The sequence below is a fragment of the Dissulfurimicrobium hydrothermale genome (assembly GCF_022026155.1).
Taxonomy (GTDB): domain Bacteria; phylum Desulfobacterota; class Dissulfuribacteria; order Dissulfuribacterales; family Sh68; genus Dissulfurimicrobium; species Dissulfurimicrobium hydrothermale.
Genome location: NZ_CP085041.1, coordinates 369,801 through 384,024 on the forward strand (window position 1 = coordinate 369,801; position 14,224 = coordinate 384,024).

Annotated in this window: 12 protein-coding genes; 2 read left to right on the forward strand and 10 right to left on the reverse strand. The window is 52.2% G+C overall.

The annotated features are described in order from the left end of the window. Positions 1-3: 3 nt before the first annotated feature. The gene (locus tag LGS26_RS01800; protein WP_237888961.1) at positions 4-1,332 is read right to left on the reverse strand and encodes a bifunctional folylpolyglutamate synthase/dihydrofolate synthase; all 1,329 of its coding nucleotides are present in this window, start codon (positions 1,330-1,332) and stop codon (positions 4-6) included. 3 nt (positions 1,333-1,335) lie between these two features. Between LGS26_RS01800 and LGS26_RS01805 the strand changes: the two genes are divergently transcribed. Both LGS26_RS01805 and LGS26_RS01810 read left to right on the forward strand, forming a co-directional pair. Beyond that, on the forward strand, positions 1,336-2,775 hold the full coding sequence (locus tag LGS26_RS01805) for a hypothetical protein (protein ID WP_237888962.1): 1,440 nt from the start codon (positions 1,336-1,338) through the stop codon (positions 2,773-2,775). 155 nt (positions 2,776-2,930) lie between these two features. Continuing rightward, complete coding sequence (locus LGS26_RS01810) at positions 2,931-3,998, forward strand: branched-chain amino acid aminotransferase (RefSeq protein ID WP_237888963.1); 1,068 nt, start codon at positions 2,931-2,933, stop codon at positions 3,996-3,998. Between the two features lie 27 nt (positions 3,999-4,025). Here the strand turns inward: LGS26_RS01810 and LGS26_RS01815 are convergent, their stop codons facing one another. From LGS26_RS01815 to infB, 9 genes are all read right to left on the reverse strand, one after another. After that, entirely contained in the window at positions 4,026-5,135 is a 1,110-nt protein-coding gene (locus LGS26_RS01815; protein ID WP_237888964.1) for an NAD(P)H-dependent flavin oxidoreductase, read from the reverse strand. Positions 5,136-5,185: 50 nt separating this feature from the next. After that, the gene (locus LGS26_RS01820) at positions 5,186-6,448 is read right to left on the reverse strand and encodes a M16 family metallopeptidase (protein WP_237888965.1); all 1,263 of its coding nucleotides are present in this window, start codon (positions 6,446-6,448) and stop codon (positions 5,186-5,188) included. Further along, positions 6,448-8,553 (reverse strand): polyribonucleotide nucleotidyltransferase, encoded by a 2,106-nt coding sequence (gene pnp, locus LGS26_RS01825; protein ID WP_237888966.1) that lies wholly within the window; start codon positions 8,551-8,553, stop codon positions 6,448-6,450. Before pnp ends, LGS26_RS01820 begins: the two co-directional genes overlap by 1 nt. A gap of 18 nt (positions 8,554-8,571) precedes the next feature. After that, positions 8,572-8,841, reverse strand: coding sequence for a 30S ribosomal protein S15 (rpsO, locus tag LGS26_RS01830; RefSeq protein WP_237888967.1), 270 nt, complete (start codon positions 8,839-8,841; stop codon positions 8,572-8,574). Between the two features lie 83 nt (positions 8,842-8,924). After that, positions 8,925-9,644: a tRNA pseudouridine(55) synthase TruB gene (truB, locus tag LGS26_RS01835; protein ID WP_237888968.1), complete on the reverse strand. Its 720-nt coding sequence runs from the start codon at positions 9,642-9,644 to the stop codon at positions 8,925-8,927. Next, positions 9,631-10,674 carry a DHH family phosphoesterase gene (locus LGS26_RS01840; protein ID WP_237888969.1) on the reverse strand — a complete coding sequence of 348 codons (1,044 nt, stop codon included), beginning with the start codon at positions 10,672-10,674 and terminating at the stop codon, positions 9,631-9,633. The genes truB and LGS26_RS01840 overlap by 14 nt, the downstream gene beginning before the upstream one ends. Before the next feature lie 20 nt (positions 10,675-10,694). Continuing rightward, a complete protein-coding gene (gene rbfA, locus LGS26_RS01845) occupies positions 10,695-11,057 on the reverse strand; it encodes a 30S ribosome-binding factor RbfA (RefSeq protein ID WP_237888970.1) in 363 nt (120 codons plus the stop codon). Between the two features lie 2 nt (positions 11,058-11,059). Beyond that, entirely contained in the window at positions 11,060-11,389 is a 330-nt protein-coding gene (locus tag LGS26_RS01850) for a DUF503 domain-containing protein (protein ID WP_237888971.1), read from the reverse strand. Positions 11,390-11,445: 56 nt separating this feature from the next. Next, positions 11,446-14,211: a translation initiation factor IF-2 gene (infB, locus tag LGS26_RS01855; protein ID WP_237888972.1), complete on the reverse strand. Its 2,766-nt coding sequence runs from the start codon at positions 14,209-14,211 to the stop codon at positions 11,446-11,448. Between the last annotated feature and the right edge of the window lie 13 nt (positions 14,212-14,224).

Below are 14,224 nucleotides of genomic sequence, written 5' to 3' on the forward strand. Positions count from 1 at the left end.
TGATTATGAGGGTGTAAAACCAGACTGTATGAGCCTCTCCCTTACTGCACCGGCAAGATAAAGCGAGCCGGCCACACACATGAGGCCCCTCCGCCCGCCCACGCTGGCTATTGACAAGGCCGCTTCCAAGGCCCTTTGCCAGTCCTTCTCAAGGGCCGCGGCGTCAGAAAGCCCGCCTCTCGCCCGCCACTCCTCCACGGTCACAGGGTGCCTCGGCCCAGGCGGCTCTGTTACAATCACATCTTCAAAAAATGGGGCGATATCAGAAAGCATCGATACAAAGTCCTTGTCTTTCCCCTCGTTTGAGCATGCCCAAAGGAGCACCCTTGGGTGATATTCTGCGCCCTCATTTTGGACAAAATCCGCAAGCAGCGCATTAAGGGCCTGGACGCCTGCCGGGTTGTGCGCCCCGTCTATCAGGGCAAGGCATGGGCCATGCAAAAACTCGGCCCTGCATGGCCAAAAGACCTTGCTTATGCCGTCTTTAATGGCCGTCATAGGAAGACTAACACCCCTCTCCATGAGCCTTTCACAGGCCGCAAGGGACAGGGCAAGGTTCAATGCCTGGTGCGCACCGGCAAGCCTCAGTCTTATGTCGCAGACCTCCATGTCATGGCCCTTGTAATCCAAAAGCCCATCTGACTTCACCTCTACGTCAAAATCCCTCCTAAGCTCCCACAAAGGGGCGTTCATCTCTCTGCACCTTGCCCTTATCACCTCGCGGGGAGGGTCATCCATCACCCCTGAGACCACGGGCGCTCCCGTTTTTATAATGCCGGCCTTTTCATGGGCAATCCCTGAAAGTGTCGTCCCCAGATAGGCCATATGATCAAACGAGACATTGGTTATCACAGAGACAAGCGGCGTAAGCACGTTCGTCGCATCGAGCCTTCCGCCGAGACCGGTCTCAAACACCGCCATATCCACCCCCTCCTGTCTGAACCACTCCATGGCGATGGCCGTGGTGTATTCAAAATAACTGAGCTCATAGCCGCGGTCCACAAGGGACTTGATCTTGAATATAAGCCTGCCAAGCGCCTCTTCGCCTATCTCTTCACCGTCTATCCTGAAGCGCTCCCGAAGAGAGACGAGATGCGGCGAGGTGTATAGCCCGGTCTTGAAGCCTGCCTTTGTAAGGATGCTTGCGACCGTTGCGCAGACAGAGCCCTTGCCGTTTGTCCCTGCCACATGGATGCACGGGTAAGAAAGATGCGGGTTCCCCATGGTCGAAAGGACGGCCGTGATCCTCTCGAGCCCGAGCCTGAAGCCGTGAAACTGGAAACTGCTTAAATATGTTATGGCAAAATCAAAGGAATTGTTTTTTAATGTCATATCATGTCCCGAAAGAGAACGATAAAATTTTACCTCATAACCATCTTGTCCGCACTTGCATTGGGTCTTGTCTCGGCCTGCAGCAACCCTGAGGTCCGATCTCCCCTGGCCAGGACTGGCTGTCGAGTCTGCCATAAGGTGGATATTGACCCTCCCCACGATATCGGCTGCACAACCTGTCACAGGGGGAATGAGGCTGCAAAGACCATAAAGGGGGCGCATCAAGGGTTGATAGCACGGCCCTCCGGTCCAGGTCGCATGGCTGAGGTCTGCGGCAGGTGCCACAAAGACGAAGTCGCCTCGGCAGAGGCCTCCGCCCATTTTACTCTAAGAGATGAGATAGGCGCGCTGTGGGGTGCGTTTTTCCCGGAAGATCGGACGCCATCTATAAAAGACTTTGCAAACATGGGGCCACCCGGCACGGAAAGAGGGATTGTGGCGGACCTCTTAAGAAGACGCTGTCTCCTCTGCCATGTGTATTATGAAGGTGATGACTACGCCGGTGTAAGACGCGGGACAGGCTGCGCAGCGTGCCACCTTCCAATAAAGGCCAGGGCGTGTCTGAAGGACCGTATCGACCACAGGTTTAAAAGGCAGGTCAGCGATGAAAACTGCCTCGCCTGCCACTATGGAAATTTTGTGGGCTGGGACTACTACGGCAGGTTCGAAAAGGACTTTGAGGATGACTTCCGCGCCCCGCTTGTAAAGGGTCGGCACATTCCAAGGCCTTACGGCGTTGAATGGCACGACATGACACCGGACGTCCATAAAAGATACGGGATGCCCTGCACCGCCTGCCACATCAAAGGTCCATGCCAAAAAGGTACCCATGATAAAGAAGAAGGTACCCATGATAAAGAAGGGGGAACAAAGACCATCTCCTGTATCGAGTGCCACAGTACCGGTGGGGAAGGAAAAGGGATGCCGATGGACCCCGGCATAATCGGCCACAGGAAAGGAGACCTGGGCCGGGTGAGCTGCGACGCCTGCCATGCGCTATGGGGTTTTTATGACAAGGGGCGCTCCCTGGTCCTCCAGGAGAGCCCCATCTTCGATGACTGGACCTATCTGGCCGTTCAGGGCTCAAGCGAGATCGAAAAGGCGGTCACGGATCACAACTCAGGCAAGACCGACACGATAACCATGACCGACAAGTTCACAGGCCAGGCCAGACTCGGTCTGTGGTTCCAAGTCTTTTCAGAGAGGCGCTGGTGGCCCGTCGTGCTCGGGGAAGACCGGGACGGCAGGCTAAGGGTCATGAGACCCCTCCTTGACATCTCCATAAGCTATGTTAACGCCAGAGGTGACGTCGTATTCGACAATTTGAGGCCAAAGGGCCAACCGCTCATCCCTTATACCCCGCATACCATCGGAAGGGCGGATCTGCAAAGGACGATATTTGTGGGAAAATGGCTTGAAGAGGACAGGGCCGATAAAAAATAAACTTGCATTACAGACATATTGGGTTAACAAATTATCCTTGCAGACTAAAAGGTGCCTTTAAAAATCAAAAAATTTTATTCGATGGCAAGGCCGTCGGACAAACGGGCGTTTTTTAGAGATGCCTTAAAAAATAATCGGGAAAGGAAAGATGCAAAGTGGATATCAAGACACTCTTGCTGGACGATTCAAGGCGGAAGAGGCTCCCACCACAAGACAACCTCAAGTTCGGTGTCTATTTTACAGACCACATGTTCCTCATGGACTACGAGGAAGAGCTGAGCTGGCACAATCCAAGGGTGGTGCCATATGGGAATTTTTCCATGGACCCGGCCTCGGTGTGTTTCCACTATGGCCAAGAGATATTTGAAGGGTTGAAGGCCTACAGATGCAGTGACGGGAAGATTCGTCTGTTCAGACCTAGGGACAACGTCAAGAGGCTCAATCGTTCTGCATGGCGCATGTGCATGCCGCAAGTCGATGAAGACCTGGCAGTCACGGCCATAAAACAACTGGTCAAGATAGACGAAAGGTGGGTGCCATCGGCCCGCGGGACATCGCTTTACATACGCCCTTTCATGATCGCTACAGAGGCGTTTTTAGGCGTACGCCCATCGAAAAAATACCTCTTCGCCGTCATCCTGAGCCCGGTCGGGGCTTACTATTCGGAAGGCTTCAACCCTGTCAAAATATTCGTGACGGATAAATATGCAAGGGCTGTGAGGGGTGGGGTTGGTGAATCCAAAAACGCAGGGAATTATGCCGCAAGCCTCATGGCCTCTGAAGAGGCAAAGAAGCTCGGCTTTACCCAGGTCTTGTGGTTGGACGCCGTCGAACGCCGCTATGTGGAAGAGGTGGGCACTATGAACATCTTTTTCCTATTTGAAGACGTCCTAGCGACACCAGCCCTATCCGGGAGCATCCTGCCTGGCATAACAAGGGACTCTGTTATTAGGATCGCAAAGACACAAGGCCTAAAGGTCGAGGAAAGGGCCATACCCATCGACGAAGTGATTGAAAAGGCGAAGGACGGCAGACTCAAGGAGTGTTTCGGCACAGGGACAGCAGCCGTGATCTCGCCAGTCGGGTCCCTTTTTTACAAGGGCGAAAGCTACCGCATAAACGGTGGGAATACCGGTCCTTATGCCCAGGCCCTCTTTGACGAGATTACAGGCATCCAATACGGCGAGCTGGAAGACAGGTATGGATGGGTGGAAATACTATAGAGTACACGCAACACAAACGGGCGTTTTTCAACGGTTTGACAGTCGGGCGGCAGCCCGATAACCCTCTACAAGTTCATCCATGAGTTCCTGAACGGAGACAATCTTGTCCACACGCCATACATTGGCGCCACAGAAGACAAAACCCGCATCCAAATTGCCCCTCTGGGCGTTTATAAGGGCCATACTTATGCAATAGGGTGTCTCTTTAAAATTGCAGGTCTTGATGCACTTGTTGACGCAGATACGGGGCCTTTTTTCGCCTCTCTTTGCCTTTTCAATAAACGGACTCCTTAATGCCCGCCCAGGAAGCCCCACCGGGCTGACTATGATCTCGATATCTTCTTTTTTGGCCTGGATATAGGCCTGTTTAAACCTGTCAGAGGCATCGCACTCGTAGGTAGCCACAAATCTGGTACCCATCTGGACACCGGCTGCACCCATTTTTATAAATTTATAGATGTCTTCACCGGTATATATGCCGCCTGCTGCAATAACCGGTATCCTGCGGCCTGCCATGACCTCAAACGGCCTGACAGCCTCTATGACCTCAAGGGTCAATGTCTCAATCGCATTTTTAGGGTCATCCAGCTCTTCACGCTTAAAACCCAGGTGTCCCCCGGCCATCGGACCCTCTACAACTATGGCATCCGGCAGACGCCTGAAGTGTTCGTTCCATCTGCGACAAATGATCTGAGCCGCACGCCCTGAAGAGACGATGGGGACCAACTTTATATCGCAGCCATCTGGAATTAGGCCTGGGAGTCTTAAAGGGAGACCAGCGCCGCTTATTATCAGATCGGCCCCTGAAACGGCGGCGATCCTTGCCAGCTCATCGTAGTCCTGTAAGGCCACCATGATGTTTACGCCTATAATCCCGCCGGGTGCAGCCTCTTTCGCCGCCTTGATCTGTTTCTCAAGGGCGCGGAACGTGCTGCCCTTCTGGTCATTGTGGAAATCCAGCTCAGTAATGCCTATCATGACCGCCGCAATGACCCCTATGCCGCCTGCCCGCGCAACTGCAGAGGCAAGGCCCGACATTGAGATACCTATGCCCATCCCCCCTTGAATTATGGGCAAAGGGGCTACCAAATTACCTATGGAAAGAGGGGGCGGATCGTAAATTTTCTCTGAAAACATGGAGACCTTTTAGTGCGATTTAGTCTTACAGTCAATATACAATCGCTTCCCTAGATCAACCCGGCGCATCTATGGACCTCCGCGTCTGAAACAGGACCAAGACAGACCAACGAGGCATCGCCGCTGAGGCATGCATCCGCAAAGGCAATTATGTCTTCACTGGAAACCGCCTCTATATTGTCCACCACCTCATCGTAAGACACCTGCCTTCCATATGCTATCTCATTTTTTGCAAGCCTGGCCATCCTTACGTCTGTACTCTCCGACAAAAGGAGCAATTCACTCTTCAGATGATCCCTGGCTGCATCCAATTCCTCAATCAACAAAGGACACGTGGCCAATTTCATTATCTCGCCACGTATAATCTCAGCCACCGCCGAGACATTGTCAGGGGCCACAGCTGCATAGGTACCAAGAAGGCCTGCATCTTCATATGACGAGAGAAAGGAATAGACCGAATATGCAAGCCCTCTCTTCTCTCTCACCTCCTGAAATAGCCTTGAGCCCATTGAGCCGCCTGGTATTACATTAAAAAGCATCGCGGTAAAACGCCACTTATCTGTAACAGATGGCCCTTTGAAGCCGAAAAGTATATGCGCCTGCTCCAATTCCTTCCTGACAAAACGGATACCGGCCTTCGGGAGTGGGGCCGATCTGGCGACAACGCCGTTTCCATCGGCAAGAACGTCAAAGAGCCCGTTTATCCTATCGCGAAAAGCCTCATGGTCCACATCCCCTGCAGCGGCCACAATGACCTTTGACCCCTTGTATACCTTGCTCATATACCGCCTTATGGAATCGGAATCAAACGCCGAAACCGTCTCCCTGGTCCCAAGGATCGAGCGACCGAGACCGTGATCAGGCCAATAGGCCTCACAAAACAGGTCGTGGATCAGGTCATCCGGCGAGTCTTCAACCATGCCAATCTCCTGGAGTACCACCTGACACTCCTTTTCTATCTCAACAGGATCAAAGACCGAATGAAGAAACATATCGGACAGGAGGCCGACGGCCTTATCCATGTGGTTCTTCAGGACCTTAACATGAAAACAGGTGATCTCTTTTGAGGTAAAAGCATTAGATATGCCGCCCATCTGATCGAATATCTTCGCGATATCAAGAGAAGAATACCGCTCAGTCCCCTTGAAAACCATATGTTCGATAAAATGCGATATCCCAGCCTCATCTCGGTCCTCGTCCCTCGATCCAGCAGCTACCCATATCCCCACAGATACGGAACGGACATCGGGTATCTTCTCCGTAATGACCCTCACCCCGTTTTGAAGGACTGATTTTGAATATACGCCTTCCATTACTTAATCGCGCCGGCCCTCTCTTGCCCATTGTTTAAAACGGCCTTGCGGCTGAGTCTTATCTTGCCCTGCTTGTCGATTTCAAGCACCTTTACAAGGACCCTGTCGCCTTCATTCAACACCTCGTGGACATCATTTATCCGCCTGTTTTCTATCTGTGAAATATGAAGCAACCCATCGGTGCCAGGGAATATCTCTACAAATGCCCCAAATTCTACGATCTTTTTGACCGTACCCTCGTAAATCTCGCCCACCTCAGCCTCTCTAGTAAGTCCTTTTATCATGCTTACAGCCTTCTCGGCCGCATCCCCGGACGAAGCGAATATGTTTACGCGGCCGGAGTCATCCACGTCTATCTTGACCCCGCAGGCAGATGTGATCCCCCTGATATTCTTCCCGCCGGGCCCTATCAGATCTTTAATCCTGTCAGGATTGATCTGCAAAGTGGTTATTCTGGGTGCATAAAAACAGAGCTCCTCCCTCGGTCTGTCCATCACCTTTCTCATCTCACCGAGTATAAAACCCCTTGACTCCTTGGCCTGATCCAGCGCCTTTTCGAGCACCTCTTTGGTGATCCCAGATATCTTGATGTCCATCTGAAGGGCTGTAACCCCGTCTTTTGTACCAACCACTTTAAAGTCCATGTCGCCGAGATGGTCTTCATCACCAAGTATATCGGAAAGGATTATGAAGTCATCCCCTTCTTTTATAAGACCCATGGCCACACCGGCCACCATTTCCTTTATCGGTATGCCTGCATCCATCATAGCCAGAGTGGCGCCGCAGACGGTGGCCATAGATGAGGAGCCGTTAGACTCCAACACGTTTGAAACCACACGGATGGTATAAGGAAAAACGTCAGGCGAAGGCATTACGCTCAAAAGCCCGCGTTCCGCCAATGCCCCATGACCTATGTCGCGCCTTGCAGGGCCTCTCAGCGGCCTAACCTCTCCAACGCAGTATGGCGGGAAGTTGTAGTGGAGCATGAAGTTTTTGAGTATCTCGCCGCCCAGCGACTCTATTCGCTGCTCATCTTCGGAACTGCCCAATGTCGCCACCACGAGCGCCTGGGTCTCGCCCCTGGTAAAGACGGCTGAGCCGTGCGTCCTTGGCAAGTCTCCTACAGAACATGTTATGGGACGGACCTCATCAAAGGCCCTGCCGTCTATGCGACGCCTTCCATCCACAATCATTCCCCTCATGATCTCCTTTTCAAGCTCTTTCAATACCTCGGACGCCTCCTGCTCACTACCCGGCCGCTCCATAGTCACCGCTTCCAAGGCAGCCTTCACTACGCCCCTGACGGCCTCGGATCTCTCGACCTTGGCCACCTTGGAGAGGGCAGCCCTGAGGCCGTCTGTGGCAAGCTCGCGCACCCTCTTCGCAAGAAGCGGGTCTATATCCACCGATGTAATAGCCCTCTTCGGTCTTCCTGCAAGCCGCATCAGTTCTTCCTGTTGTTCAATAAGGGGCTGGAGTGCCGCATGGCCAAAAAAAATGGCGTCCAAGACGACTTGTTCCGGCAGTATATTGGCACCGCCTTCGACCATGACAACTGCATCTTTTGAGCCAGCCACTATAAGATTAAGGTCAGAGGCGGCAAGCTGGGTCTTGGTTGGGTTGACCACAAAAGAACCATTCACCCTGCCCACCCTGACCCCCGCTATCGGGCCGTCGAATGGCACATCAGAGACACAGAGTGCAGCCGAAGCGCCGGTTATGGCGATAACATCCGGATCAACCTCAGGATCGGCAGACAAGACCGTAGCGATAATCTGGGTGTCATAACGATACCCCTTGGGGAACCTGGGCCTGAGGGGTCTGTCTATGAGCCTTGAAGTCAGCGTCTCCTTCTCGCTTGGCCTACCGACCTCCCTCCGGAAATAGCCCCCAGGGATACGACCAGCGGCATAGAACATCTCCTGATAATCCACAAGGAGCGGTAAAAAATCTACCCCCTCCTTTATATCCGGCGAGCTTACGACCGTCACCAGGACCACAGTCTCCCCAACACTTGCCAGTACCGATCCGCTTGCCTGTCTTGCCAGGCGACCGGTCTCGAGGCTAAAGGTCATGCCGTTTATCTGTGTTTCCACCTTGTTCATCTATTCACATCCTTTATCTTACTTCCTGATATTGAGCTCCCTTATGATATTTCTGTATCTTTCGATGTCTTTGTTCTTGAGATAATCAAGCAGGCGTCTCCTGCGGCTGACTAACCTTAAAAGCCCTTGTCTTGAACTGTGGTCTTTTTGGTGCCCCTTAAAATGTTCTGTTAGATACCCTATCCTTGCGCTCAAAAGGGCGATCTGAACCTCCGGCGAACCGGTATCGGTCATATGGAGCTTATATTTCTCTATCAAATCCTTTTTAAGTTCTGGCGTGAGAACCACCGTCTGTTTCCTCCTTATTTATTAAATTTATAAAAATAGTTAAGTCCAATCGAATCCTTCTGCCGAAAGGCAAGGCCCTGCAACTAGATCGTCTCTGCCTTTACGCACACTACATCTATAGGCGTTATAATCTCGGAAAGCCTGCCCGCTGACACTATCTCATCAAACCTGCCCAGATCTACGGCCTGCTCAATGCCGAACAGACCGCTCTGCACCCTTCTAAGGGCGGCAAGATGACCTCCCGTCCCCAGATATTCACCCAGTTCATGCGCTATAGATCTTATATATGTCCCCTTCGTACAACAGATTCTGAAGTTTATATCAGGAAGGGTGATCTCCGGCAATTCAAAGGAAAAGACCTCGATAGTGCGGGGTGCCTTCTCTACAAAAATCCCCTTACGGGCAAGTTTGTACAGTGGTTGTCCGTTGTGCTTGACCGCGGAAAAGGGCGGTGGCATCTGGAGCAGGCGCCCTGTAAACCTCTGCACCGCTTTTATGATCACCTCAGGATCGAGATCGGGTACAGGATGTATGGCCGTGACCTTGCCATCCGCATCATAGGTATCCGTGCTTATACCGAGGCGGATCCTTCCTTCATAGACCTTTCGACCCTCCATAATAAGGCCAGCGAGCTTGGTAGCCCTTCCAAGACATATGGGCAACACCCCTGTGGCCATAGGATCAAGGGAACCTGTATGCCCGGCCTTTTTCACAGAAAGGCGCCTGCGAACCGCATTCACGACCCTGAACGAGGTCATCCCTGCAGGCTTGTCTATTACAACCACCCCATCAATCACCGACATCGGTACCACCAAGCGCATCAAAATCCTGAATGAGCCTGTTCAGCAACAGCCCTCTCACCTCAGAGGCCGAAGCCGCCATCCGGAAGCCAGCGGCCCTGACATGACCTCCACCCCCAAACTCCTGCGCAAGCTCGGACACATTATAGAAAGATTTGGACCTTAAGCTGACATAGGTCTGACCTTCATGTACCTCTTTTATAAATACAGCTACCTCTACAGAGCGAAGTGCACGGACATAACCTACAAAATCGTCGGTGTCGGATTCACTTGCACCACATATCTTAAACATATCCGGCGTAACCTGCATAAGACCTATCCTGTCGCGCCCCTTCAGCTCCAAAGTCTTCAATGCAAGGGCTAGGAGCCGTTGTCTGGCTACAGAATAATTTTGATAAAGGCCATTTGCTATCGCATACGGATCCGCCCCATGGCCAACCATCTTGGCAGCCATCAAAAACGCCGCCTCGTTTGTATTGCTGTGACAAAAACAACCAGTATCAGATAGTATGGCCGCATATATATTCGAGGCGACAGTGTCTGATATAGGCCAACCAAGCTCCTCAATCACCAGGTAAACAATGGCGCCAGTCGCAAAGACACCGGGTTCTATATATGAGACCGAGATCTTTCCACCCCAACTATCAAGGATCTTGGCTAGATGGTGATCGAGGACTACCACCCCCGAGGCCTTCTCAACCAACTCCGCAAAACGCGCACCAATCCTCACCGGCTCGTTGCAATCAAGTACGACAAGGATGAATCTTTCCGGCATCGGCGCCGCACCGCTTACGACAAACTCCGAACCGGGCAGAAAGGCGAGACGCTCAGGGATAGGCTCCTCGGTATAGATCACAGCGCCCCTCCCGGCATCTTTAAGTGCAAGCCCAAGGCCCAAGATCGAACCGACGGCGTCTCCGTCAGGCCTCACGTGACATGTAACGACAAAGGAATCCGACGAATTGAGTACTTCCGCGACCTTCTTGATGGCCGCTTCGTCTAGCTTGAGACAACTGCGAAAGGCTTCAATCATTTTCGCAAACAACATCCTTTTTAGGCCTTCTCTCTTTCCTTGGCCCTGTTGATCAACATCTCTATTCTGGCCCTATCTTCAAGGCTGTGATCGATCAAAAACTGAAGTTCGGGCACACGCCTTATGTCAATTCGAGAGGCAAGGGCAGACCTGATAAAACCCCCGGCGCTCCTAAGACCAGCCAGGACCTCGGACTGTTCCTTGGGGCCGCCCATGACCGACACAAACACCTTTGCGTAACGCAGGTCTTCACTCACATCCACATGCATAACAGCCATAACGGCAGCTATCCTCGGGTCTTTGATCTCACCCATAAACATGGCAGCCAGATCCCTCTTGATCTGATCAGCAACCCGCTTCGAACGTGAAAACCTGTGAGGCATACTTAAAGACCTTGTCTGTTAAAATGTATTATCTCTATATCCGTCTCGATCACCTCTACAAGACGGATACCTTCTATAAAATCCAATATCTTGTTCAATGCCGCGTCTATTACTGGCTGGCGGTTGCCTATGGTGGTTATCCCAATCTCAGCCAGCTGCCAGAGGTCATGATAGGCCGTCTCAGAGACCGCCACATTAAACCTACTCCTGATGCGACCTATCAGACTACTTATCACCTGCCTCTTGCCTTTAAGCGAATGATTATCAGGCAACCTCACACTGAGTCTTACCACGCCTACAACCATTGTATATGCTGTATCTGCATCAACCATTTCGCATCCAAGTTCCGCTCTTTCCACTCGAGGGGATTAATGGAGGAAAGAGGGATTTATTGCAGAGCATCCCCCTCTGAAACGACATCGCCCAAGACCGCAGCCTTCTCTTCCAGCTTATAGGTTTCTATTATGTCACCGGCCTTGATGTCGTTGAACTTTTCAAGACCTACACCGCATTCGTAACCCGCATGCACCTCTCTTACGTCTTCTTTAAAGCGACGCAGGGATATAATCTTGCCTGTATATACTACCACATTGTCTCTGAGCAGCCGCGCCTTAGAATTCCTCTGCATAATGCCCTCGAGCACATAACAGCCTGCAACGACCCCAACCTTTGGGATATGAAACGCCTGGCGCACCTCAGCCCTCCCTGTAATCTTTTCTTCATATACGGGCTCCAAAAGGCCCGTCATTGCACTTTTTACCTCTTCGATGGCATTGTATATGACATCATAAAAACGGATATCGACCCTCTCTTGCTCTGCCAGGGCCCTTGCCTGCGGGCTCGGTCTCACATTAAAACCGATTATGATGGCATTCGAAGCCGAGGCAAGCAGAACGTCTGATTCGGTAACAGCGCCGATGCCGCTTCCGACTACATTTACCTTTATCTCATTTGTACTAAGCTTGCGAAGCGCATTGGCAAGGGCCTCCAGCGAACCCTGAACATCCACCTTCAGGACTATATTGAGCTCTTTGATCTCATCTTCTTTAAGCCTATCAAACACACTCTCGAGGCTCATCTTTCTCACCTTAGCGAATTCAGCCTCCCTGGCCTTTCTCTGGCGGTATTCGGCCACCTCCCTTGCCTTTTTCTCGTCCGGCAAGACTATAAATTCATTGCCTGCCTCCGGCACGCCGGAGAGACCTTGAATCTCAACAGGCATTGATGGACCGGCCGATTCTATCTGCCCGCCTTTGTCGTTTATCATGGCCCTTACCTTGCCGTAATATAGCGAACACACTATGGCGTCACCCACATGAAGGGTACCGTCGGATATAAGGAGCGTCGCCACAGGACCGCGGCCCTTATCAAGCTTGGCCTCGATTACATGCCCCTTGGCCGGCCTCTTCGGATCAGCCTTAAGCTCAAGTACTTCTGACTGCAATGCAAGCATCTCAAGGAGTTCTTCTATGCCGATCTTTTTCTTGGCCGAGATGTTTACAAATATGGTGTCTCCACCCCATTCCTCCGGCACAAGACCCAGCTCAGCAAGCTCACTCTTTACCTTGTCAGGGTTAGCGCCTGGCTTGTCGATCTTGTTCACGGCAACTATAATAGGCACCCCGGCCGCCTTGGCATGATCTATCGCCTCCTTCGTCTGGGCCATTACACCGTCGTCCGCTGCCACAACAAGTATTACGATATCAGTGACCTTAGCACCCCTTGCGCGCATGGCGGTAAACGCCTCATGGCCAGGCGTATCGAGAAATACCACTTCATGGCCGGAAGGCAGCGTAACGTGATATGCGCCTATGTGCTGCGTGATCCCGCCAGCCTCTCCTGAGGCGACATCTGCATGGCGTATCGCATCTAAAAGTGAGGTCTTTCCGTGATCCACATGACCCATGACGGTCACGACCGGCGGGCGCAATCTCAGATCTCCGCCGCCGATCTGGGCCTCTTCCATCTGGATCATGTCTTCGGCAACGGCTTTTTTTTCGACCTCATAATCAAAATCAGCCGCGACCAGCATGGCCGTCTCATAATCAATGGCCTGGTTTGCAGTAACCATGACACCCAAACGTATGAGCCTTGCAATTACATCACCGACCTTGATCCCCATGCGCTTGGCAAGCTCTCCGACCTGGATGGTCTCATATATGACCAGCTTTCGCTTACCTGGCCTTAGAGGGGACGGCGCAGCGGCCTCACCAGACTTTTTGGCCTTGGAGGCCTTTTTCTTCAAAGGGGCCGAGGGTTTTGGAATAGACGGCAACATCTCAGGCTCAGCCTGTATGGGAGCCTCAATAAGACCCAATTCTTCAACCAGGAGCTTTGTGATGGGCTTCGGTTTCTCTTGTTTTTTCGGCTGCGCCTTGCGCCTCTTTGCGGTTTCTTCCATCTCCGACATCTGCACGACGCGTTTCAGCTGTTTCTTTTTTGCAGCCTTTTCGACAGGCGGGATAATGACAGGTGGTACCTCAACTTGAGGACCTATTTTCAGAGGTCCACCAGACCTTTCGGCCAATTGCTCCTTTGACGGCCTCGGGCCAAGAGGCCTTTGCTGAGCCTGCCTCGGCGGCGCCTGGCGTTGGGCTGGCTTGGTGATCACGACCTTGGGTCTATCAAGTATCTTTACAAAACTCTTCGGCCCTGCCGGCCTTTCATCCTCTCTTTTCCCAGCCTCTATTCGACCGCCTTCAGGTTGCTCAACCAGTCCGACATCTTCATGCTCGCCTTCCCTGACAATCGGCTCGCCGCCAGCCTGAGCCGCACCGGAAGCAGCCTCTACCAAAGCCGATCCAGACTCAACCTCACCGTGCATCTCTTCAGAAACAGAAACCTCCTGGGCCTGAACCTGGGCAGGACCTTCTTCCGTCTTGGTTGACTCTTCGGAAAGACCGGATGGGACTAATTTTTTTATGCGGATCACTGCATGTCTGCGCCTGACCACAGGGGTGGATTCCTTTTTTTGAAAGGCTGCAACCCCTTCTTTTTCGGCCAAGATCTTCCGCCTGATCTCCTGGGCCTCATAGTCCTCAAGGGTACTCATGTAGCTTTTGATCCTGTAGCCTAGCTCTTTGAGCCTCAACTCCATCTCTTTGTTGGCTATGCCAAGCTCCTTAGCCAGTTCGTGGACTCTTATCTTTGCCATCTTTACCCTCTAA

Coding starts and splice junctions, on each gene's coding strand:
- rbfA (WP_237888970.1), bottom strand. CDS start 11,057: ATGCCTCACAGGTTTTCACGTTCGAAGCGGGTTGCTGATCAGATCAAG.
- pnp (WP_237888966.1), bottom strand. CDS start 8,553: ATGAACAAGGTGGAAACACAGATAAACGGCATGACCTTTAGCCTCGAG.
- LGS26_RS01805 (WP_237888962.1), top strand. CDS start 1,336: ATGTCCCGAAAGAGAACGATAAAATTTTACCTCATAACCATCTTGTCC.
- LGS26_RS01800 (WP_237888961.1), bottom strand. CDS start 1,332: ATGACATTAAAAAACAATTCCTTTGATTTTGCCATAACATATTTAAGC.
- LGS26_RS01815 (WP_237888964.1), bottom strand. CDS start 5,135: ATGTTTTCAGAGAAAATTTACGATCCGCCCCCTCTTTCCATAGGTAAT.
- LGS26_RS01840 (WP_237888969.1), bottom strand. CDS start 10,674: ATGATTGAAGCCTTTCGCAGTTGTCTCAAGCTAGACGAAGCGGCCATC.
- truB (WP_237888968.1), bottom strand. CDS start 9,644: ATGTCGGTGATTGATGGGGTGGTTGTAATAGACAAGCCTGCAGGGATG.
- LGS26_RS01850 (WP_237888971.1), bottom strand. CDS start 11,389: ATGGTTGATGCAGATACAGCATATACAATGGTTGTAGGCGTGGTAAGA.
- LGS26_RS01820 (WP_237888965.1), bottom strand. CDS start 6,448: ATGGAAGGCGTATATTCAAAATCAGTCCTTCAAAACGGGGTGAGGGTC.
- infB (WP_237888972.1), bottom strand. CDS start 14,211: ATGGCAAAGATAAGAGTCCACGAACTGGCTAAGGAGCTTGGCATAGCC.